24 protein-coding genes are annotated in these 21160 nt (G+C 61.5%); 11 read left to right on the forward strand and 13 right to left on the reverse strand.

Going from position 1 to position 21160, the window contains the following annotated elements:
• Positions 1-9 precede the first annotated feature (9 nt).
• The 12 genes from DEH80_RS05525 to gspG all read right to left on the reverse strand — a co-directional run bounded on the left by DEH80_RS05525 (position 10) and on the right by gspG (position 10683).
• Positions 10-777 carry a ParA family protein gene (locus tag DEH80_RS05525; RefSeq protein WP_109719475.1) on the reverse strand — a complete coding sequence of 256 codons (768 nt, stop codon included), beginning with the start codon at positions 775-777 and terminating at the stop codon, positions 10-12.
• A 137-nt stretch (positions 778-914) separates the two neighbouring features.
• Positions 915-3641: an aconitate hydratase AcnA gene (gene acnA, locus DEH80_RS05530; protein ID WP_109719476.1), complete on the reverse strand. Its 2727-nt coding sequence runs from the start codon at positions 3639-3641 to the stop codon at positions 915-917.
• Positions 3642-3693: 52 nt separating this feature from the next.
• A complete protein-coding gene (mnmA, locus tag DEH80_RS05535) occupies positions 3694-4767 on the reverse strand; it encodes a tRNA 2-thiouridine(34) synthase MnmA (RefSeq protein ID WP_109719477.1) in 1074 nt (357 codons plus the stop codon).
• Positions 4764-5228 carry an NUDIX hydrolase gene (locus tag DEH80_RS05540; protein WP_109719478.1) on the reverse strand — a complete coding sequence of 155 codons (465 nt, stop codon included), beginning with the start codon at positions 5226-5228 and terminating at the stop codon, positions 4764-4766. Before DEH80_RS05540 ends, mnmA begins: the two co-directional genes overlap by 4 nt.
• Positions 5225-5977, reverse strand: a complete 753-nt coding sequence (locus DEH80_RS05545) for a type II secretion system protein N (RefSeq protein ID WP_109719479.1) — start codon at positions 5975-5977, stop codon at positions 5225-5227. The genes DEH80_RS05540 and DEH80_RS05545 overlap by 4 nt, the downstream gene beginning before the upstream one ends.
• A complete protein-coding gene (locus DEH80_RS05550; RefSeq protein WP_109719480.1) occupies positions 5974-6477 on the reverse strand; it encodes a type II secretion system protein M in 504 nt (167 codons plus the stop codon). The genes DEH80_RS05545 and DEH80_RS05550 overlap by 4 nt, the downstream gene beginning before the upstream one ends.
• The gene (gspL, locus tag DEH80_RS05555) at positions 6474-7676 is read right to left on the reverse strand and encodes a type II secretion system protein GspL (RefSeq protein ID WP_109719481.1); all 1203 of its coding nucleotides are present in this window, start codon (positions 7674-7676) and stop codon (positions 6474-6476) included. Before gspL ends, DEH80_RS05550 begins: the two co-directional genes overlap by 4 nt.
• A gap of 75 nt (positions 7677-7751) precedes the next feature.
• The gene (gspK, locus tag DEH80_RS05560; RefSeq protein WP_109719482.1) at positions 7752-8687 is read right to left on the reverse strand and encodes a type II secretion system minor pseudopilin GspK; all 936 of its coding nucleotides are present in this window, start codon (positions 8685-8687) and stop codon (positions 7752-7754) included.
• Positions 8684-9316, reverse strand: coding sequence for a type II secretion system minor pseudopilin GspJ (gene gspJ / locus DEH80_RS05565; protein ID WP_109719483.1), 633 nt, complete (start codon positions 9314-9316; stop codon positions 8684-8686). Before gspJ ends, gspK begins: the two co-directional genes overlap by 4 nt.
• A complete protein-coding gene (gene gspI / locus DEH80_RS05570) occupies positions 9313-9669 on the reverse strand; it encodes a type II secretion system minor pseudopilin GspI (RefSeq protein WP_109719484.1) in 357 nt (118 codons plus the stop codon). Before gspI ends, gspJ begins: the two co-directional genes overlap by 4 nt.
• Positions 9659-10228 (reverse strand): type II secretion system minor pseudopilin GspH, encoded by a 570-nt coding sequence (gene gspH / locus DEH80_RS05575; protein WP_109719485.1) that lies wholly within the window; start codon positions 10226-10228, stop codon positions 9659-9661. The genes gspI and gspH overlap by 11 nt, the downstream gene beginning before the upstream one ends.
• Positions 10229-10236: 8 nt before the next feature.
• Entirely contained in the window at positions 10237-10683 is a 447-nt protein-coding gene (gspG, locus tag DEH80_RS05580) for a type II secretion system major pseudopilin GspG (protein WP_109719486.1), read from the reverse strand.
• 27 nt (positions 10684-10710) lie between these two features.
• Here gspG and rrtA point away from each other — a divergent pair, with 27 nt between their 5' ends.
• From rrtA to DEH80_RS05635, 11 genes are all read left to right on the forward strand, one after another.
• Complete coding sequence (rrtA, locus tag DEH80_RS05585; RefSeq protein ID WP_165831310.1) at positions 10711-11346, forward strand: rhombosortase; 636 nt, start codon at positions 10711-10713, stop codon at positions 11344-11346.
• Positions 11347-11409: 63 nt separating this feature from the next.
• Positions 11410-12324 (forward strand): ACP S-malonyltransferase, encoded by a 915-nt coding sequence (fabD, locus tag DEH80_RS05590; RefSeq protein WP_438938287.1) that lies wholly within the window; start codon positions 11410-11412, stop codon positions 12322-12324.
• A gap of 14 nt (positions 12325-12338) precedes the next feature.
• Complete coding sequence (fabG, locus tag DEH80_RS05595; RefSeq protein ID WP_109719489.1) at positions 12339-13097, forward strand: 3-oxoacyl-ACP reductase FabG; 759 nt, start codon at positions 12339-12341, stop codon at positions 13095-13097.
• Positions 13098-13211: 114 nt separating this feature from the next.
• Positions 13212-13457: an acyl carrier protein gene (gene acpP / locus DEH80_RS05600; RefSeq protein WP_109719490.1), complete on the forward strand. Its 246-nt coding sequence runs from the start codon at positions 13212-13214 to the stop codon at positions 13455-13457.
• A 61-nt stretch (positions 13458-13518) separates the two neighbouring features.
• The gene (gene fabF / locus DEH80_RS05605) at positions 13519-14757 is read left to right on the forward strand and encodes a beta-ketoacyl-ACP synthase II (protein ID WP_109719491.1); all 1239 of its coding nucleotides are present in this window, start codon (positions 13519-13521) and stop codon (positions 14755-14757) included.
• A gap of 24 nt (positions 14758-14781) precedes the next feature.
• Positions 14782-16122: an aminodeoxychorismate synthase component I gene (locus tag DEH80_RS05610; RefSeq protein WP_109719539.1), complete on the forward strand. Its 1341-nt coding sequence runs from the start codon at positions 14782-14784 to the stop codon at positions 16120-16122.
• Complete coding sequence (locus tag DEH80_RS05615; protein ID WP_109719492.1) at positions 16119-17012, forward strand: aminotransferase class IV; 894 nt, start codon at positions 16119-16121, stop codon at positions 17010-17012. The genes DEH80_RS05610 and DEH80_RS05615 overlap by 4 nt, the downstream gene beginning before the upstream one ends.
• Positions 17009-18016, forward strand: coding sequence for an endolytic transglycosylase MltG (mltG, locus tag DEH80_RS05620; RefSeq protein WP_109719493.1), 1008 nt, complete (start codon positions 17009-17011; stop codon positions 18014-18016). The genes DEH80_RS05615 and mltG overlap by 4 nt, the downstream gene beginning before the upstream one ends.
• On the forward strand, positions 18016-18642 hold the full coding sequence (tmk, locus tag DEH80_RS05625; RefSeq protein ID WP_109719494.1) for a dTMP kinase: 627 nt from the start codon (positions 18016-18018) through the stop codon (positions 18640-18642). The genes mltG and tmk overlap by 1 nt, the downstream gene beginning before the upstream one ends.
• Positions 18632-19597, forward strand: a complete 966-nt coding sequence (locus tag DEH80_RS05630) for a DNA polymerase III subunit delta' (RefSeq protein WP_109719495.1) — start codon at positions 18632-18634, stop codon at positions 19595-19597. Before tmk ends, DEH80_RS05630 begins: the two co-directional genes overlap by 11 nt.
• Positions 19598-19616: 19 nt before the next feature.
• Positions 19617-19970 (forward strand): PilZ domain-containing protein, encoded by a 354-nt coding sequence (locus DEH80_RS05635; protein WP_109719496.1) that lies wholly within the window; start codon positions 19617-19619, stop codon positions 19968-19970.
• A gap of 44 nt (positions 19971-20014) precedes the next feature.
• Here the strand turns inward: DEH80_RS05635 and DEH80_RS05640 are convergent, their stop codons facing one another.
• The gene (locus tag DEH80_RS05640) at positions 20015-21070 is read right to left on the reverse strand and encodes a cyclic nucleotide-binding domain-containing protein (protein WP_109719497.1); all 1056 of its coding nucleotides are present in this window, start codon (positions 21068-21070) and stop codon (positions 20015-20017) included.
• Positions 21071-21160 lie beyond the last annotated feature (90 nt).

Consider the following 21160-nt stretch of genomic DNA (forward strand, 5'->3'; position numbering starts at 1 on the left):
GCTAGGCACCTAACCGTGGTCAAGCTCCTCGAACAATGCGGTGAATTGCTCGGTGATTTTGTGCTTGGGCTCCAAGGCAATCAACGGCTTGCCCTGCTCATGCGATTCTCTCACCTTCACTGATGGGCCGAGCCGGGTTGAAAGCACGGGCAGGCCCTCGTCGACGAGGTCTTGCACGATGCGCTGCGGTAGTTTGGCGCGATGCTGAAACTGGTTGGCGACGATTCCATCGACTTCCAGCTCTTCATTGTGATCGGCGCGTAGTTCAGCAATGTTGTCCAGCAAGACATATAGCGCCTGGCGAGCGAAGTCGTCGCAATCGAATGGGATGAGCACACGGTCCGCAGCAATTAGCGCTGAGCGACTGTAGAAGTTCAGAGCCGGTGGGGTGTCGATATAAACCGCATCAAAACCCTTGAGTTTGTCCAAGGCCTGGCGCAGCTTGTAGATTTTCTGGCGTGACTCCAGTTTCGGCTGCAGGTGCTCCAGCGCCGGGTCGCCGGGTAGCACATAAAGGCCGTTGGTCTGGGTGGCGACCAAGAATGGGTCCAACCCACGCGATTGAAGACTGAACGACAAGGTCCCTTCGAAGAAGTCACCAATCGTGCCCTCGCCACTAGCCGCGGCGTCTCCGAGCAGGTACTGGGTCGCATTGCACTGGGAATCAAGATCCAGCACCAGCGTGCGTAATCCACGACTGGCGGCAATGGCCGCCAGGTTGCAGACAATGGTTGTCTTGCCAACGCCGCCTTTCTGGTTGAAGACCACTCGTCTCATTTCAGTCTCGATCCTTGATTAAACCCGGCGTAGCCGGATGATCCAACAGCCATGCCACGTCGCTGATGACTTGTGGCGAATGTACAGAAAAAGGCCCCGCCGTGGCGGGGCCGGTAGAAATAGGGGGCGGGCCCCGATCAGGCAGCTGCTGCGAGCTCGCGCAGCACGTAGTGGAGAATGCCGCCGTTGCGGTAGTAATCCCACTCCTTAGGCGTGTCGATGCGGACTTTCGCCTCGAAGGTTTTTTCCTCGCCATCGTCTGACGTGGCCTTGACGGTGACGAACTTGGCGCCTTCTTCCAAACCTTCGATCTCGAAGGTTTCTTTGCCCGACAGCCCCAGGGACTCGATGTCATCGCCGTCCTTGAAGCACAGCGGAAGGACGCCGAAGCCCACCAGATTGGAGCGATGAATACGCTCAAAACTCTGTGCGATCACGGCCTTAACGCCCAGCAGCTGGGTTCCCTTGGCGGCCCAGTCGCGGGACGAGCCCGTGCCGTACTCCTTGCCGGCCAGCACCACCAGCGGCGTACCGTTGTCTTGGTACTTCATCGCCGCATCGTAAATCGTCATTTCTTCGTCATCCGGCTGGAAGCGTGTCCAACCGCCCTCGGTGCCGGGGGCCAGCTGGTTACGTAGCCGGATGTTGGCAAAGGTGCCCCGCATCATCACTTCATGGTTGCCACGGCGCGAACCGTAGCTGTTGAAGTCCACCGGCTTGACACCTTTGCTCTGCAGGTACTGACCGGCTGGGGAATCAGCCGCAATGTTGCCGGCCGGAGAAATGTGGTCGGTGGTGATGGAATCACCGAGTAGGGCCAGGCAGCGTGCGCCCCGGATGGGTTTAATGTCTTCCGGCTCCGGGTCCATATCGACGAAGTAGGGCGGGTTCTGGACATAGGTCGAATCGTCCTGCCAATCGAAACGATTCCCTTCCGGGGTCTCCATGCCCTTCCACCGGGCATCACCTTCGAAGACCGAGCCGTAACTGCTCTTGAACATCTCGGACGACAGCGACGTGCCGATGAGTTCCTGAATCTCTTTTTGACTGGGCCAGACATCCTTGAGAAAGACGTCGTTGCCATCGGCGTCCTGACCAATCGGCCGCTCGACCAATGAATCGACGACGCTGCCGGCCAGTGCGTAGGCGACAACCAGCGGGGGCGACGCGAGAAAATTCATTCGCACGTCGGCGTGTACCCGGCCCTCGAAGTTGCGATTGCCTGAGAGCACCGACGTGGCGACCAGGTCGTGTTCGTTGATCGCCTTGGAGATTTCGTCCGGCAGGGGGCCGGAGTTACCGATACAGGTCGTGCACCCGTAGCCGACCACATGGAACCCGAGGGCTTCCAGGTCATCCATTAAGCCGGCCTTGATCAGGTAGTCCGTCACGACCTTGGAGCCGGGCGCTAGCGAGGTCTTGACCCAGGGTTTGACGGTCAACCCCTTGGCCCGTGCATTGCGCGCCAGCAACCCTGCTGCGATCAGCACAGCCGGATTCGAGGTATTGGTGCAAGAGGTGATGGCGGCGATGACCACCGAGCCGTCCTTGAGCGTGAACTCCTGACCGTTGTAGCTGACAGTGGCTTCGCCGAGCTTGGTGTCCGAGCCCACCGCGACGCCGCCACCGCCTTCACTTTCCAGCCGAGCCACTTCGCCGCTCTTGGCTTCGCGTTCATCCACGAACTTGCCGACTTCCTTCTGGTACAGCGTCGCCATGTCCTTGAGCAACACGCGATCCTGCGGCCGCTTGGGCCCAGCCAGGCTGGGTTGGACAGTGGACATGTCGAGTTCCAGCACATCCGTGTATTCCGGATCCGGCTCGCCATCGATGCGCCACATGCCCTGTTCCTTGGCATAGGCTTCGACGCGGGCAATTTGCTCGGCGTCGCGGCCGGTGAGTTCCAGGTACCGAATCGTCTCGCCGTCCACCGGAAAGATTCCGCAGGTGGCACCGTATTCTGGCGCCATGTTGGCGATGGTGGCGCGATCGGCCAGCGGCAACTCGGCCAGGCCGTCTCCGAAGAACTCCACGAACTTTCCGACCACGCCTTTCGCGCGCAGCATCTCGGTCACGGTCAGCACAAGGTCGGTGGCCGTTGTGCCCTCAGGCAGCTTGCCACTCAATTTGAAGCCGACCACCTGCGGAATCAGCATGGTAATGGGCTGACCAAGCATCGCGGCTTCGGCTTCAATGCCACCGACACCCCAGCCCAGCACGCCGACACCGTTGATCATTGTGGTGTGGGAGTCCGTTCCGACGACGGTGTCCGGGTAGGCCACCCCGTCGCGATCAAAGATTACGCGAGCCAGATACTCCAGATTGACCTGGTGCACGATGCCCGTATCGGGCGGGACAACCTTGAAATTGGAAAACGCACCCTGTCCCCAGCGCAGGAAGGCATAGCGTTCCTTGTTTCGATCGAATTCGATCTTGGCATTCAGGTCCAGCGCGTCGTCCGAGGCAAAGTGGTCGACCATCACCGAGTGGTCAATGACCAGTTCGGCCGGCGACAAGGGATTGATCTTGTCCGGGTCGCCGCCCAGCGCCTGCATGGCATCACGCATCGCAGCCAGATCCACGATTGCGGGCACGCCTGTGAAGTCCTGAAGAATGACGCGGGATGGGGTGAAGGCGATTTCCTGCGTCTGCTCCGCCTTGGCGTCCCACTGGGCTACCGCTTTGATGTCCTCAGCCGTGACATCTTTTCCGTTTTCGTTGCGAAGCAGGTTCTCCAGAAGAATTTTCATGGAGTAGGGCAGGCGGGAGACCTGATAATCATTCTCCAGCGCACTGAGCCGATACATGGTGTACGACTGGCTGCCGACTTCTAGCGTGCCGCGGGCGGAAAAGCTGTCACTCATGGAGTTCTCCTAGGAACTTGTGTGAACCGGGGCTGTTGCGTTCGGCCAGAGATTATAACGCTTCGTTAACCTCGATGACGGCGCCGCCCAGGCAGCGCGGACCATCGTAGAAGACGATGTACTGCCCCGGGGCGATGGCCCAGGGTGGTTGGTCGAACTGCACATGCAGCCGTGACGGAGTATCAGGCAACGATGCGACCTGACAGTTCATTAACGGCTGGCGGTGCCGAATTCTGGCCTGCAGGCGCGTGGGTAGCACAGGCGCCTCGCCAATCCAGTTCACGTCGGCAGCGATTAGTACTTTGCCGGACAGCACCGGGTGTTCGCGGTCTTGTGTGACCAGCAGGGTTCGGTTATCCGGTTGCTTGCCGCAAACAAACCAGGGCGACTCGCTGGCCCCTTTGACACCACCGATACCCAGCCCTTTGCGTTGTCCAATCGTAAAGCGCCACAGTCCACGATGCTCTCCGATCTGCCGACCTGATTCATCACAGATGGGGCCTGGCTGATCGTCAAGGTGGCCGGCGAGAAAGTCAGCGAAATTGCGCTCGCCGATGAAACAAATGCCCGTCGAGTCCTTGCGGTCGTGGTTGGGTAGGCCGATGGATGCGGCGATCGCCCGCACCTCTGATTTGGGCAGATCGGCCAATGGAAACACGACCTGCTGCAGTTGCTCGGAGCGGACCAGCGCCAGGAAGTAGGTCTGGTCCTTGTTCTCGTCTACCGCACGGTAGAGCAGGCCGTTGCGCGTGGCCGCATAGTGCCCCGTGGCCACTGCGTCTGCGCCCAGGCGCAAGGCATGCTCACGAAACGGGGCGAACTTGATTTCCCGGTTGCAGAGCAGATCAGGATTCGGCGTTCGCCCGGCGGCATATTCATCCAGAAAATGCTGGAACACCCGGTCGAGGTACGCCTGAGAAAAGTCAGCACGATGCAGCACGATGCCCAGGTGATCAGCCACGGCCTGGGCAGCCTTGAAGTCGTCGGCAGCCTGGCAATAGCCGGTCTCATCCTCGGCCCAGTTGAACATGAACAGGCCTTCGACGGTGTGGCCTGCCTGTATCAGGCGATGCGCTGCCACCGCGGAATCCACGCCACCGGATAATCCGACAATCACCAGGCTCATGGCTGGAGATGGTGAAGCACATCCAGGGGGTGGCGCGCGCCGGCCAGCCAGTCATCAATGCATTGCAACACCATCGGACTGCGAAGCCGGGCCGCGTTGGCGGCGATCTCATCCCGGCTGGCCCAGTGGGCCCGAACAATGCCCTCGTCCAATGCCTGGTCCGGATGGTGCTGTCGGACCTCACCGGCGAATGTGACCCGAAGAAAGGTTTCAGCGGCACCGTCGTTGGGCGCGTCAGGACGGGTCCAGACATACAGCCCGACAACGGAGGTCAACCGCACATCGACGGCGGCTTCTTCCCGGGTTTCACGAACGGCAGCTTGGAGCAGGGTTTCGTTGGGTTCCCAGTGTCCTGCGGGTTGGTTCCAGCGCAGGCCGTGCCGGGTCTGCTCTTCCACGAGCAGGAATCGCCCGCCATCCTCAATGACCGTTGCAACCGTGACGTGGGGGTGCCAGCTCACCACTGACCTTGCTGTCTCAACCGGAACCAGCCTTGGGCGTCGGGGCGACCCAAGGACCCGCTGATGAGGTTGCCAAGCACGGGGTCGGCCGTGCTCCGCAGTTTGAGCCGGCCCTCCAGGTTGTATCGGCGGCTGGCGGGGTCGACGCGCACCGTCCCCTCCAGTGCGACCGGTCCGCCGGTATCCGACAATGTCCCTACGACGGCGGCTTCTTCCAGCGCGAAACGGGCTTCGAAGTCGCCGAGCGCGTAGTTCTTGGGCCCGAACGCCCAGGCCAGGTCGCGGACGGTCACCATGGCATCCACCGCCGAAAGGGCCGAGGGCGTAAAGACCAGTTCGCGAACATCCAGAGCCGCGCCACCGCCAATGCCAATGCCGTCTAACTCGGCCAGACCAAGCAGATCAACAAGATTGAATCGGCCCTGCACCGCGCTCATGCGCACGCGTCCCCAGGGCGTGGCCGACACCACTGCTGTCACCGGACCGCGAGCCACATCTGCGGTCACCGTCCCGGCCACCTGTAGCAGTAACAACCGCAGGGGCTGCCATTGCCATGTCAGGTCGGTGGCCACGGCCTGTTGCTGGTACGCCAGCGTGTCGACGCGCGCGTGAACCAATGTGCCGTCCAGGCCATGCACGGTGACTGGTGATTGGTCGGGCGCGAACCAGCCATAAACCGTGCGGACCGGCAAGAAGATCACCAAGCCGATGAGCAGCGCGACAACGAACGCAATGGTTGCACGAATCATGGCCGCACCAGCCCGAGGCGCGCTTCAACGAGTCCGGGTTTGCTCTGCCTGCCGACATCGGCCGAATCGACTTCGAGACCATGTTGCGTCTCGATCTGGTGTAACCAGCGGACGGCCTGGTTGAATTCGACCCCCTCCAACCAGACGCGAACACGGTTGTCACCCTCTGGCTGCACGCGGCGGATGCCAGACCCCAACCCGGCCGCTTTGCCGGTCTGGTCAACTACCGCCAACATCGAACGATTCCGATTCGCGGTAGCAGACCGGTTCGCGCTGCCTGCGCTACGTGCGAGCGGAGCGGCGGCCGCCAGTTCCATGGCCAGGTTTTGTTCCGCCTGAATTTGGTTGCTCAACTGCGCACGCCCCAAGGCCAGAGGCTCCCAGACCAAGAGGTAGTAAAGCAGGGCCAAGACCACAGCGGCAGCGCCCACAACCAGACGGCGCTCACGTGGCTCCAGCGCCAGATAGCGGGCGCGGATCTGCTCCAGTGCCGGACTCATGCGCCACCCCGCGGGCTGAGCCGCAGTCGGACCTTAACGCCATCTGTTCCAGCATTGGCCGATAACACTTCAAGCTCCACCGCGGTCTGCTGGGCGAACTGCTCTCGTAGCCGCTCCAGGGCTTGCAAGTCCTCGCCCTCCAGCCCGATGAACAGCTGGCCGTCGCGATACTGGAGTTCCGTCATGGCAAAACTGCTGCTGTCTGCAAACGCCTGTTGTGTCTGATCCAGCAGGAACAGGAATCCCTGCGCGTCGTTCGGATTGTTGAGCTGCCGCAGCTGCTGTTCGAGCTGGGTCCGGACATCGACAATGCGCTGTTCAGCAGGAAACAGTTGCTGGAACTGGGCGATGTTGTCCGCTTCAAGCGCTTGCAATGTCTGGCGCTTTTGTACGAGATCAACGGCCTGGTAGCCGGTCGCCAGCAGCACCAGGATGCCGCCGATGACAGCGGCTGGCAGCCAGGGGCGCCACCATTGCGATTGTTCAGCTTGCGGCCGAAAAGCGCCCTGGAGCAGATTCAGCGCCCCATGGCCGGCGTGCGCCCATTGAGCCAGCTGCTCGATCCCGTCGCGTACCTGGTGTCGAGTGGCATCCGCCGGCAGGCCGGCGGGGGCATCTAAACCGTCTGCAAGCCAGACTTCCGCCGCTTCTGGGTGGTCCAGCTGCTCCAACGCAATCGCGAGCAACTCGGTGTCCATGGCCAGCGCCTGCCCGTCGGTTTTGAGCAGGCCGCGCTGCGTTTCCAGCCACAGCGCAGTTGATATCCCGGCTTCCAGCGGGAGTAGCTGCGCATCAAGGTAGGCCGCCTCGACCGTGGCAGCACAGTGCTCGAAGGGGGCCAGATAGGCCTCCAGGCGGTCTGCCCGAATGGCCGCGACATGATGTCCGCCCTGGGTCGTCTTGCCGCCCAATGCGAAATGCATGGTATCGACGTCGTCCGCCAGCTGCTCCTCGAGCGCGAAGGGCAGGGCCTGCATCAGACGCGCCCGCTGGCGGACGGGCAAATCCACAGTCGTGATCACAGCATCTTCTGCTGGCAAGAGCAGCACGACGCGGTCATCAGCCGCAGCTTCGCCGAGCAATGTGGCGAGGCTGGCGCGCTCAACGCGGCCGAATTCGCCGGACGGCTGCCGGACAACAGATGTTGCAGGGACGTCCGGACCTGGCTGGGTCAGGCGAATGAACAGGGTACGTCGCACAGGTTAGTTCTGAATGCTGTCAGGTAATGCGGAGGCTGGCTCACGTCGCGTCGGCTGTCGCCGTCTTGTCGGGGCTCAGAATGTATCCCGGCTCTGATAGACGACACGCGCCTGGCCCTGCGCGCTGCGGAAGATCAAACTGTACAGTCTCACCCGACCTCTGCCAATTGTCGCTTCGCCGTGGACCAGGAAGTAGCGGCTGGAAACCGAGAGCCCCTGGCGATCAACAGCGGGCCCCAGCAAGGCATCGTTGGTGATGGGGTCGAGTGACTCGGCGGGTTGCTCCGCGCGATTCTCCACGAAGGCTGCAATGTCTCCTGGGGATGGGTTGGCGCTTAGGGCCAGGAGAAGCGCAGGCGGCGCGGTATTGATATTGATCGTCGTTTCTTCGGGCAATGCCGTCACCAACGGCTCCAGTGCGGCATAGAGGGCGGGCGTGACTCCGTCGACCAAACGGAGTTCCGACACGCTGGCAAACGGCCTGTTGGCCGCACGGTAGGGCGGTGTTTTGGACAGGTATATTCCGTCTTCTGCGCCGCCGGGAAACCGCGGCTCGACATCCGGATCGATCCAGTCCTGAATGGCTGCGACCAGTTGCTCGGGGTCTGGTGTCGGGCTGCCCGATTCCAGGCTCAGACCCAGGATGAGGCGCTGAAAAATCTCGCTGTAAATCGGATCGGTGCTGGCGAGGTTGTTCAGGTTGAAGCGACCTTGAAGATCGACCATGCCGCCCGTCACCACGCCGTTATCGACCGGCAAGTAGTCCACAGGCGTGGCCCAGAATTCGCCGAGATGATCGACCTCACCTTGTTCCCGATCTTTCTCCAGCAAGGTGGTCGCCCAATCCGCCACGCCCCGGGCCACCCACCATGCCTGCTCGGAGTGCTTGAGGGCCTCTGTCCTGTGGAAGGCGATATTCTGGCGATAGGCCAGCGATGCTGCTGCGATGCTGGCCAGCGCCATAACAAAAATGGCGGTCAGGACCGCGACGCCTTGCTGCGACCGCTTCATGTCGCGGACTCTGCCGAGGTAATGCGATAGAGCGCGCGCAGTTCACCCCAGCGACGAGTCTCTATCTGTAATTCGATGACACGGGGCGGGGGCGCCGTGAGCGCAGGCGCTCCGGTTGTGGGGTCAGGGATGGGCCATTGATCTTCCCAGTCTGATCCTGCTCCGAGAAATCGCCAGTTCAGGTCGATGACATCGTCCAGCAGGATGGTCTTGGTGATGGCGGTGTCCTGCACGCGATCCAGGGTCGCCCAGGCATAGCGAACCAGCGCTTCGTCCTCCAGGCCGTAGGCCACGCGCTCCAGGTGACTGATCTGCAATTTCATTGGGTTGCGTCGACCACCTCGTGTGAATTCGAGACGCTGAAACTCGTCGAGCAGTACCGCAGGTCGGGGGTCACCAAAATCATCTCGAATAGGCCGAGCCCGAATTTGTTCAATGTCCTGCTCCAAGCGGAACAAGGCCATTTGAAGCTGACGGGTATCTTCTAAGGAGTCTTCGATGTCGGCCCGTGCGTTGAGCACCGTCATCAGCCCGCCGTAGGCCATGGCAGAAAAAATCACGAAGATGGCAATCGCCACCATGAGTTCCAGCAGCGTGAAACCCCGTTGGAGTTTGCCCTGGGGCGTCATGGCTTGGGCAGGAATCCGGACAGTGCCGCCGCCTGGCGGCCCTGCGCATAGGTGGCCACATCCAGACGGCGCACGTTTTCGTCCGCGGTTTCACTCACCGTGGCCTCCCAGGTCCAGTCCTGACCGGCAACTTCCACATCACCATCGGAATCACCGGTATCCGGCCATTCGTCGCGGACCTGGAATTCGATCAGTACATTGCGGGCGATCAGCGTGCCGATTGTCACGTCGCGAAAACGACCGGCATTGTTGATGGTGGCCGAAGTCGAGACCAGCACGGCAGCCAATGCAATTCCGACCATGGCCACGGCGACAAGCACCTCGAGCAGGGTGAACCCACGGCTAGTACGCATGCTCAACCCGCTGGGTTTCGACCTGGCCCGTCAGGTCGGTTTCGACTCGGTACGCAATGTCGGAGTCGGGAAGGACCACGGTGAGCTCGAACGGGGTCATTTCACCGGTGGACAGGAACAGTACATCGGGTTCGAGAGCCTCCGGTGCGTCCTCGTCATCCTCGGTTTGTTGATCGGGGGTGGGCAGGGAAAACCGGTTCTCCCGATCCAGTGAAACCGCCAGGCGTAGTTCGAGGGGTTCCTGTAGCTGACGTTGCCGCAAAGGTCCGTCGGCCGGTGCCCAGCCACGATCCGTTAGCACTAGAAACGCATATTCGCGCTGCGCCACGGCCAGGCCATAGTCTTCACCGAAGATGATGGCGCGTTCTCCGGCCAGCCGGATCAGTTCGGCCATCCGCCGCGCTTCGAGTTCGACCTGATCACTGCGGCCGCGGCCGCTGACAGACAGCGCGGCAAGCGTGACGATGATGCCGATGATGAAGATCACCACGATCAGCTCGATGAGCGTGAACCCACGGCAACGGGCCGCGGCGGGCGAAGGGCCGCGGTAAGGCGACATTCGAGTCGTTATCCGCCAGTCTGCCAGTTGCCGATATCGGCATTGGCGCCGTCACCACCCGGGCGACCGTCCGCGCCGAGACTGTAGACGTCGATATCCGACTTCGAGCCCGGCGAAAGGTAAAGGTAGTCGTTCCCCCAAGGATCCTTGGGCACGCTACGCAGGTAACCGCCTTCCTTCCAGTTGCGGGCCGGCGGCTCGCCACTGGGCTGTCGCACCAGGGCCTCCAAGCCTTGCTGCGTGCTGGGGTAGTGGTAGTTATCCAGGCGATACATGTCCAATGCCGCCTCGATTGCTCGCACGTCCTGTCGTGCCTTGGCTGCCCGCGCCTTGTCAGGATTGTCCATAATGCGCGGCACTGCGACGGCCGCGAGTATCCCGAGTATGACCACGACGACCATGACTTCGATCAAGGTGAAGCCGGACTGTCGCGTAAGACGCTGATTGGAACGCATGTTAAACCGTCAAGACTGGAAGAAAACGTGGTCGCGATCATAGCAAACCAGGGTGGGTTGAAGCGGCAGGAATGGCTGTTTCCCGCGCTGCTGGGCCTCGTGATTCTGGCGCTGGCCTGTCTGGGCGAATGGGGACGCGAGTGGCTGCGATTCGATCATGCTGCAGTCGCCCAGGGGCAGTGGTGGCGGATCTGGACGGGACATCTCGTCCATGCGAGCTGGTACCACCTGTTACTCAACGGAACGGGTTTGGTCATTCTGGTGTTGCTCTGTCCTGAGACGATTCGCCTGTCGTGGTGGATGCTTCGTTTCCTGCTCATGGCGGTTATGACCAGTGCAGGCCTGTACTGGTTTGGTGAGGGGATGCAGTGGTACGTTGGTTTGTCAGGGCTCATGCACGGATTTTTCTTGCTGGGCCTGCGACAACCGGCCCTGCGCGGTGACTGGATTGCGGTGGCCTGCCTGGTCTACCTGGTGGGCAAGCTGCTGTGGGAAGAGTTCATCGGCATCACGGTGTCCAACGAAGCCGCCATCGGCGTGCCGGTTGCCACGCGTTCTCACTTGTTCGGGGCTTTGGCCGCGCTGCCATTAATGTGGGCCGAATGGCGCTGGCCGAATGCCGCCGAAGCACCGGCCGCGGATGCAGCGTCTGGTAGCGACTAGATCAAGAGCAAAACAGACCAAGAACAACAGAACTGAACGGAGTCGAGATTGAGCAAGACAATCATGCTGTTCCCCGGGCAGGGGTCGCAAAGCGTCGGGATGTTGGATGCCTTCATCGACGCCTCGTCGGTGGTCCGCCAGACGCTGGACGAGGCAGACGAGGCGTTGGGGTATGCGCTGTCGGCCTTGATTCGACAAGGTCCGTCCGACGAGTTGGATCGCACGGAACACACCCAGCCGGCCATGCTGGCGGCCGATGTCGCACTGTATCGGCACTGGACAGAAGCCGGTGGCGCGCAGCCGGTGGCGGTTGCCGGTCATAGCTTGGGTGAATACGCAGCCCTGGTCGCCGCCAACGTCTTAAGCTTTGCGGATGCGCTGCGCTTGTCGCGTGTTCGTGCCCAGGCCATGCAGGCGGCGGTGAAAGAAGGTGAGGGCGCCATGGCGGCGGTGGTGGGATTGGAGGACGCCGCAGTCCAGGTCCTATGCGACCAGTACGCAGAGGACGATGTGCTGGAACCCGTAAACTTCAACGCGCCTGGGCAGGTTGTTATCGCCGGTCACGCCAGCGCGGTGGCGCGCGCCAGTGAACACGCCAAGGCCCATGGGGCCCGTATGGTGGTCAAATTGCCGGTCAGCGTGCCGTCGCATTGCCGACTGATGGGACCAGCGGCCGATCGACTGCGGGAGGCGCTGGATGCGCTGGCCCTTGCCGAGCCCACGTGTCCGGTGATCCAGAATGTCTCCGCGGCGCCCGCCGATAACCTGCAGGTGCTCCGTGAACAATTGATCGAACAGGTCCGCGCCCCCGTGCGCTGGGTTGAAACCATCGAGTACCTGGCGGGCATGGGCGACGTGCGTTTCCTGGAATGCGGCCCAGGCAAAGTGTTAACGGGTTTAATGCGACGGATTAACCGCGCTTTGCCGGCCACGAGTTTGGCCACACCCGAGGCCATGCAACAGGCTCTGACCGCCTAAAACGGAGTGACTCCATGACCGAGAACACATCAAGTCAGCCGCTGGCCGGCCAGGTCGCACTGGTGACCGGTGCATCCAGAGGTATCGGTGCGGCAATTGCCCGCAAGTTGGGCGAGCAGGGCGCCGAAGTCATCGGTACGGCGACCAGTGCCGCCGGCGCAGGCCGCATCGGTGAGGCCCTGGCTCAGTACGGGGGGCGTGGCGCTGAACTCGATGTCACGGATGCAGCGGCCTGCGACGCCCTGATCAAGCAGGTGGCGGCCGAATCTGGCGCTGTTCAGCTACTGATCAACAATGCGGGTATCACGCGTGACAACATCTTCCTGCGGATGAAGGACGAGGATGTCATGGACGTGCTACAGGCCAATCTTGTGGGCGCCATTCGCCTGTCTCGCCTGGTGCTGCGCGGCATGATGAAAGCGCGAGCCGGGCGCATCGTGAACATCGGATCCGTCGTGGGTTCAACGGGCAACGCCGGCCAGGTGAACTATGCCGCGAGTAAGGCCGGCCTGCTGGGTGCCACGCGTTCGCTGGCGGCGGAGATCGGTTCGCGAAACATTACCGTTAATGCAGTGGCTCCCGGGTTTATTGCCACGGATATGACAGACGTGCTCGATGAAGGCACGCGTGAGTCACTGCTAGGCAGCATTCCGCTTGGCCGTCTCGGCGCGCCGGAGGAGATCGCCGAGGCGGTGGCATTTCTCTGTGGTCCGGGCGCGGGCTACATCACGGGTACGACCTTGCACGTCAATGGTGGGATGTTCATGGCGTGAGCCGCGATGCGACCCTGGGGCGAGGCAGGCTAGCCGCGCCTCCCGGGTTCCCATACAATGGCGCGCCCCGGCGTGAGGACGCCGAGTTACCGTATTTTTGAGGAGTTAGTTCGGATGAGCGGAATGGAAGATCGGGTCAAGAAAATCATCGCCGAGCAGCTGAGCGTCTCGGAAGAGCAGATCACACCCGAGGCCTCGTTCGTCGACGACCTGGGGGCTGACTCCCTGGATACCGTCGAACTCGTGATGGCTCTGGAAGAAGAATTCGAAATCGATATCCCGGACGAAGAAGCCGAGAAGATCGTCACCTTCCAGCACGTCATTGAATACATCAAGGCGAATGCCCCCGACGCGAGCTAATCAGCTCGCGTTTTCTTTGGCGCTGCCGCGCCACACCTAATCTGTCTAGCAGACTGTTTCCATGAAGCAACGTGTCGTTGTCACTGGAATGGGCGTCATCTCGCCCGTGGGCTCAACGCTGAGCGATGCGTGGTCTCGCGTCGTCGAGGGGCGGTCGGGGATTCGGACCATCGAATCCTATGACGTGAGTCAGTATCCGACCCGTTTTGCAGGTCTGGTAGACGGGTTCGATGCCGACGCCTACCTCGGGGCGCGCGAACAGCGACGGACCGATGCCTTCGTGCATTACGGCATTGCGGCCGCCAAACAGGCGGTGGAACATGCCGGCCTGGACATTGCCGCCAATGCGGACCGCATCGGCGTGAATATCGGATCCGGTATTGGCGGCATCGGCACCATTGAGCAGAACGCGGTCCTGCTGGAAAAGACCGGATCCACAAAGAAGATTTCGCCATTCTTCGTTCCGTCTTCCATCATCAACATGGTGTCGGGCTACGTGTCCATCATGCTGGGTGCGCGTGGTCCCAATCTGGCCACGGTTTCGGCCTGCGCGACTTCGGCGCATAGCATCGGCCTGGGCGCACGGATGATTGCTCACGGCGATGCCGACGTCATGATTGTCGGTGGCGCGGAAGCGGGATCCAGCCCGATGGGGCTGGCCGGGTTCTGTGCGGCACGTGCGATGTCGACGCGAAATGAGGCGCCGACCGAAGCCAGCCGGCCCTGGGATCGTGACCGTGACGGCTTCGTGCTGGCCGATGGTGCCGCTGTGCTCGTCATCGAATCCGAAGCCCATGCGAAAGCACGCGGCGCCGAGATCCTGGGCGAGCTTGCAGGGTTCGGCATGAGCGGCGACGCCTACCACGTCACGCAACCCGCGGACGATGGCAATGGCGCGGCTCGGGCCATGCAAGCGTCGCTGGCGGATGCCGGTGTGCGGCCAGAACAAGTGGGCTATATCAATGCCCACGCCACCTCCACCAAAGTGGGAGATGTGGCAGAAACGCAGGCCATCAAAGCCGTGTTCGGCGATCACGCCAGCAGCCTGCCGGTGAGTTCCACTAAATCCGTGACGGGACATCTGCTGGGCGCAGCCGGGGGCATCGAGGCAGTGTTCTCGGTTTTGGCGATGCGCGATGGCGTATTGCCACCGACGATTAATTTGCATGACCCCGACGATGGTTGCGATCTTGATTACGTGCCCAACGAGGCGCGCGAGGTATCGGTGGATTGCGTGTTGTCCAACTCTTTCGGGTTCGGGGGGACGAATGCGTCACTGGTGTTCCGCCGGTACGTCTGATCCCGATTCTTGAAACCCCAGTCGATTCGAATCCCCTGGGATTCGCCCTGCTCATTTCTTGATCTGCACGCATCGGCTCCGGCGTTCTTTCCGGGGCTGCTGGAGAGTGTGGTGCAGGGCACGCCTAACGCCCGCTTCGATGTCTTGTTCGCGGCACCGTCCACGATGATCGAATCGCAAACGGGGCAGCACGCGAACTCGGCTGGATTTCTCGAATCCCTGGATGCCGCTGTCGCAGCGGAACGTCAGGACCCGTCGCCGGCGAGTAACGATCTGCCGTTCATATCGGGTTGGCTGCTCTACCTCGGCTACGAGTTATTGGCTGAATGCGAGCCCCGCGTGCCGGTCTCGACAGACCCGGCCAAACTGCCACAAGCCTGCGCCATCCGTTGTCATGGTGCGCTCATCCGCGAGCATACGAGCGGGCAGGTCTGGATCGTGGCAGAGTCTCAGGCTGTCGCTGACCAGATTCGGGAACGGCTGAGGAATTGCTCCGAGCACAGCCTGCACCAGCCAGCACTGATCTCGGCCGAGGCGGAAGATCCGGGTCGGCTGAAGCACTCACTGGAACGCATCCGCGAGTACATCTTGGCCGGCGACGTGTTCCAGGTGAATCTCTCACGCGGCTGGCACGCTCGTTATGCGGTCGACCTGGACCCTGTCACCACGTACCGTCGCCTGCGCGACAGCAACCCCAGCCCCTTCGCCGGCCTATTCCGGCGCGCGGACTGGGCGGTGATTAGTTCCTCGCCCGAGCGTCTGGTCAAGGTCCAGGACGGCTGGGTGGAAACCCGGCCCATCGCCGGGACACGGCGCCGTGGTGTCAACGAGGCCAACGACGAGGCCTTGCTCGCCGAATTGATCGGGCACCCGAAAGAGCGGGCCGAACACGTCATGCTCATCGATCTGGAGCGTAACGACCTCGGTCGGCTGTGCGAACCGGGGAGCGTGGAAGTGGACGACTTAATGGTGCTGGAAAGCTACGCCCATGTGCACCACATCGTCTCCAACGTGCGTGGCCGTATTCGTGCCGACGTCAGTCCGGGTGATGTGATTGCAGCGACCTTTCCCGGCGGGACCATCACCGGCTGCCCCAAGGTTCGGTGCATGGAGATCATCCAGGAACTCGAACCTGCGGGGCGGGGCGCTTATACCGGCGCGCTGGGCTATCTCGGTGTCGACGGTCGTCTTGATCTGAATATTCTGATTCGGACCCTCGTGACTCGCGGGGTCGAGGCCTGGTTTCGCGCGGGAGCCGGCATCGTTGCCGATTCCGAGCCGGATGCGGAGTTGCTGGAAATGCAGGCCAAGGCGCGTGGATTGTTGCCGGCCTTGGGCCTTGATAGCGAATTCGGTCGACCATGAACCGACATTGGGTGGATGGCGTTGCCGACGCTGGCATCCCGGCCGATGACCGGGGGTTGTTGTACGGCGATGGCGTGTTTCGTACCGGGCTTGTGTGGGATGGCCAAGTCCACCAATTTGCACTGCAACGTCAGGTGTTACTGACGGACGCGGCGGCGCTGGGTCTGGAGGTCGACGTCTCGGGTCTGACGCGGGAAATGGAACATGCCGCAAAGCAGTGCGGCCGTGGCGTGCTGCGCATCACCCTGAGTCGGTTGCAAACGGAGCGAGGCTACGGTCCTCGCTGGCCAGCACCGTGCCGGCGCATCATGTCCGTGGCCCCGTTACCGGCACGCCCCGCGCATTGGTGGGGGCGGGGCGTGCATGCGGGCCTGCTGTCGATGGACTCGGCGGGGCCAGCGTCGCTATCGCCCCACAAGCATTTGAATCGCTTGCCCCAGGTGTTGGCACAGCGCGCGCTCACCCCTGATTCCGGGCTGCAGGAGGTCTTGATGACCGATCCAGACGGCCGCGTGCGTTGCGGCAGTATGAGCAATCTCTTTCTCAAGAAAGTCGATGCATCTGGGCCAGCTTGGATCACGCCTGCAGACGGAAGCTTGATGGGTGTTTCCCGGCGATCGGTCGCGTCGGCCATGCAACGTCTTGGATTCAGCTTGGAGGAACAAGCCGTGAGCATGGACGATTTGCAAGCAGCTGAAGAAGGTTTTCTGGCCAATTCACTCATCGGCATCTGGCCGTTACAACGAATCACGCAGACCGGAGCCCAACCAGAGTCTGATACGGCGCTCACGGACTGGGAGGCTCCCGGTGTACAGACCCGGGCGGTCATGGCCGAGCTGGACCACCCACTCGTAACAGACATGCTCGCTGCCTATGGAGATTCGACATGATTCGTGGATTGGCCGGTCTGTTGCTACTGGGGCTGGTCTTGCTGGCAGCCGCGTACTGGGATGCATCAACACAGCTTCGCGCACCGCTGTCGATTTCCGAACCCACGCGTGTCGAGTTCGAGCCTGGCTCCAGCCTGTCTCGACTCATCGGCCGTCTGGAACGCGATGGCCTGCTCGGTACAGCACGCACCGGCCTGTACCTGCGAATCTACGCTCGGGTGACGGATTCGGCACGCAATCTACACGCGGGGGAATACGCCTTGGAGCCCGGGCTGACTCCGCTCGGCTTGCTGCAGCTGCTGGCCTCCGGCGCCGTCGTAGAACACAGCTTTACCATTATTGAAGGCTGGAGTACCCGGGAACTGCTGATCGCGTTGCGCGCGGAGTCCACGCTGACATGGGACCTGGGCGAGAAGCTACCCGCCACCGAGACCTTACTCAGCCAACTCGATCTAGGGGCAGGGCATGCCGAGGGCAGGTTCTTGCCGGAAACCTACCGCTATGCGCGAGGTGCCAACGCGAGTCATCTGCTGATTCGCGCATATCGGGCGATGGAACAGGCGCTGGCACAGGCATGGGCGCAGCGCATCCCCGATCTACCTTTCGACAGTGCCGAAGAAGCCTTGATTCTGGCCTCCATCGTCGAGAAAGAGACCGGTGTTGCGAGTGAGCGACGCACCATTGCCGGCGTCTTTACGCGTCGCCTGCGCAAGAACATGCGACTGCAAACTGACCCCACGGTGATTTATGGCATCGGACCGTCGTTCGACGGCGATATTCGCTACCGAGATCTTCGCCGCGACACGCCGTACAACACGTATACCCGGGGTGGTTTGCCACCGACGCCGATCTGCAACCCGGGCGTGGCGGCACTACAGGCTGCCGTGAATCCCGAGCCGGGCACGGCGCTGTACTTCGTCTCGAAGGGTGACGGGTCACACGTGTTTTCCGATACGCTGGCAGAACACAATGCAGCGGTCAGGCGATATCAATTGAGGCGGTGATGACGCGGGGACGGTTTATCGTATTCGATGGAGTCGAAGGCAGCGGCAAGAGCACGCAAATGCCTCGTGTCGCGCGCTGGATTCGAGACCGGCACGGTGAACCGGTCACAACGCGGGAACCGGGTGGCACAGCGCTGGCCGAAGAGATCCGCCGTGTTGCCCTGGAAGATCACGACGAACCGCTGCCGAAGACGGCAGAGTTGCTGCTGATGTTTGCCGCCCGCAGCGTGCATTTGAACAATCGGATTTGGCCGGCCCTGCAAGCGGGTCACTGGGTGCTATGCGACCGGTTCGTTGATGCAAGCTTTGCCTATCAGGGTGCGGGGCAAGGCTTGCCCAGTCATGACATCGAACAGCTTGAGACCATGGTCGTCGGCACGCAGCAGCCAGACTGCGTCTTTCTTTTTGACCTGCCCGTGGAAGTGCTGGTCCAACGCGTCGCACAACGCGGTAATGCTGACCGGTTTGATCGCGCGGAGACTGATTTCCACGCGCGGGTCCGGACGATGTATCTGGAACGCGCACAGCGCCGACCCGAACGCTATGCAATTATTGATGCCACAGCATCGGTTGAATCGATGACCCGAACCATCTGCGACGAGCTGGAGCGCCGCTTTGCTGGCTGATCAAAGCCTGCCGCCATGGCAGACCGAACGCTACGCACAGTTGGCAAAGCGGCTAGCTGTCGGCCGCTTTCCCACCGGCCTGCTACTGACCGGGCCTGCAGGGGTGGGCAAGCAAGCATTGGCCAACGCACTGGTTCGTGCGGCGTTTTGCGTCGATCGATCCGCTGAGGCACAGGCCTGTGGCCGCTGCATCGGTTGCCAACAATTCAACGCCGGCAGCCACCCCGACTTTGTGCTCTGTGTCCCTGAAGAGGGCAAGCAGTCGATCACCGTGGATGCGATCCGCGAATTCGGCCGCAAGTTGTATCTCACACCACAGACCGCCGCAGGTCGCCTAGGCTACATTCCACAGGCGGATTTGTTGAACGTCAACGCGGCCAATGCCTTATTGAAAACGCTGGAGGAGCCGCCGGCCTCGGCGCATCTGCTGCTGGTGTCCGATCGGCCTGCCACCTTGCCGGCGACCATTCGCAGTCGCTGCGAACAGGTGAGGGCGGTGGTCAACGATGCGGAGCGGGTCGACGTCTGGTTCGATGAAGTCTGTCCGGACCTGTCACCGGCGCTACGGCGTCGGTTTCGGCATGCGCCTCTCCAAGCCATGCAGGCCAGCGAGTTAACCCGGCAGGAGTCCACCATCCGTCAGCAGCTCGATGCCATCTGGTCACAGCAGCGGGATCCCATCCTGGCGGCAGGGGCACTTGATGATGAGTTACTCACCGCCGTGGGGCCCAGTCTTTTTCGACTGATTGCAGAACGGTTGCGAAGCGTCGCCTCGCAATCCCTACCCAGCGATGTACGGCTGGGCTTGCAGCGATTAGCCGATGCCAATGCGTCAGCGCTACACTTGAACCAGACGAGTCAGGCCAACCTGCGCATGCTGGTCGAAACGCAGCTCATCGAGTGGGCGCGAATGGGCCGGCTGATGAGCCGCATGAACCTGAACGACAGCGTTTGAGTATGGAGACCCAATCCGCATGAGTGCACGACCCGGTGGCCAGCCTGGCATCCTGACGCTGTCCATCAAGGACAAAGCGGCGCTATACATCGCCTACATGCCCTTCATCAAGAACGGCGGATTATTTATCCCGACCACCAAGGACTACGCCTTGGGCGATGAAGTGTTTATTTTGTTGACGCTGTCGGAATCCAATGAACGCCTGCCCGTGGCCGGCAAGGTCATTTGGATCACGCCCAGCGGGGCGGCCAATAAGCGTCAGCAGGGGATTGGCGTGCAGTTCAGCGATCAGGATGGTGGCCAGACCCAGCGGAAGATCGAAACCTACCTGGCTGGTGCGTTATCCAGCGACCGGCCGACCAGCACGATGTAAGCAGGGCGACGCTCAGCTTCTGGCGTATGACTGCGGCTGGGCCTTCAGGCGGTGGTATCGCTCAATGCTTGGCTGTCCAGGACCTGAACATTGAATCCCTTTTGCGTCATGATGAAGGCCGCAACCGAGCTGCGGCGCCCTGAATCGCAATACACGATGTAGGGCAGCTCGGCACTTAACGCGCTCAGCTTCATTCGGAGCAGATAAAGCGGCAGATTACGTGCACCCGGAATACTCTTGAGCTTGAATTCCGAGGGCAGCCGCACGTCGATGATGACCGCTGACTCTTCAGCGACCAGCCGATCGGCTTCGTCCTGGCTGATCTGTCGCGTCATGGACCGATGCAGCAAACTGCGGAAATCTTCCTTCGACAAGCGCAGCAATGCGCCATCCGACATCATCGTGACGGTCGCGTTTCGGCTGGTGTCCGCGATGAGCGCTTCTTCGCCAAAGCTTGCCCCCGGACCCAATTCCGCCAGTTTGATGGGCTTGGGATGTGTGGTTGATTCCCGTGTCACCATGCAGTGGCCGGAATCAATCACATAGAAGTAATCGCCGACATCGCCTTGCTTAACGACGACATCATTGGCCTTGAAGTTCACAGTTTCCAGCCGCATGAACAAGGTCTGCAGGTTGCCGGGTGGGATCATCTGAAATGTCGGCAACTGCAGCAGCCGGGTCATCCAGTCATCGCTTTCCGTAGGCGACGGACCGCCGGTGAGTTCGGTGACCTCGAATGAGCCGGTTTGATCCCAGGTCAACAGCACGTCCAACAGGCTGTTGTCGATGCCAATCACGGTGACGGCATCCAGGCAGCGTGCGGAGACGCTGCGGGGCGTCTGGTGCGCAATCCGGTGCTTGGCCGCATCACTGTCGGCCGCAATGGTTTTGATCTGCTTGCCAGCTTCATCCTCGAGTGCAATCTCGCCATCGACCAGGTAGAGGCACTCGGTATTCGGATCGCCGGCGCGGAACAGATAGTCGCCAGCTTTCACGGTGCGGGGTGCCAGCTTCCTGTAGAGATCTCGCTGATTCTCAGGCCGCAATCCATTGATCGGCGTCAGCGCGGCAAATGCGTCGAATGACAACGCCTCGGACATTCAGTGTCTCCAGAACCCGGATGATGAGCAGGACAGACGATAGCACGCGTGGACCTATCACTACGCTGAACGACAGGTCTATAACTGCGC

Source organism: Abyssibacter profundi (genome assembly GCF_003151135.1).
Classification (GTDB): domain Bacteria; phylum Pseudomonadota; class Gammaproteobacteria; order Nevskiales; family OUC007; genus Abyssibacter; species Abyssibacter profundi.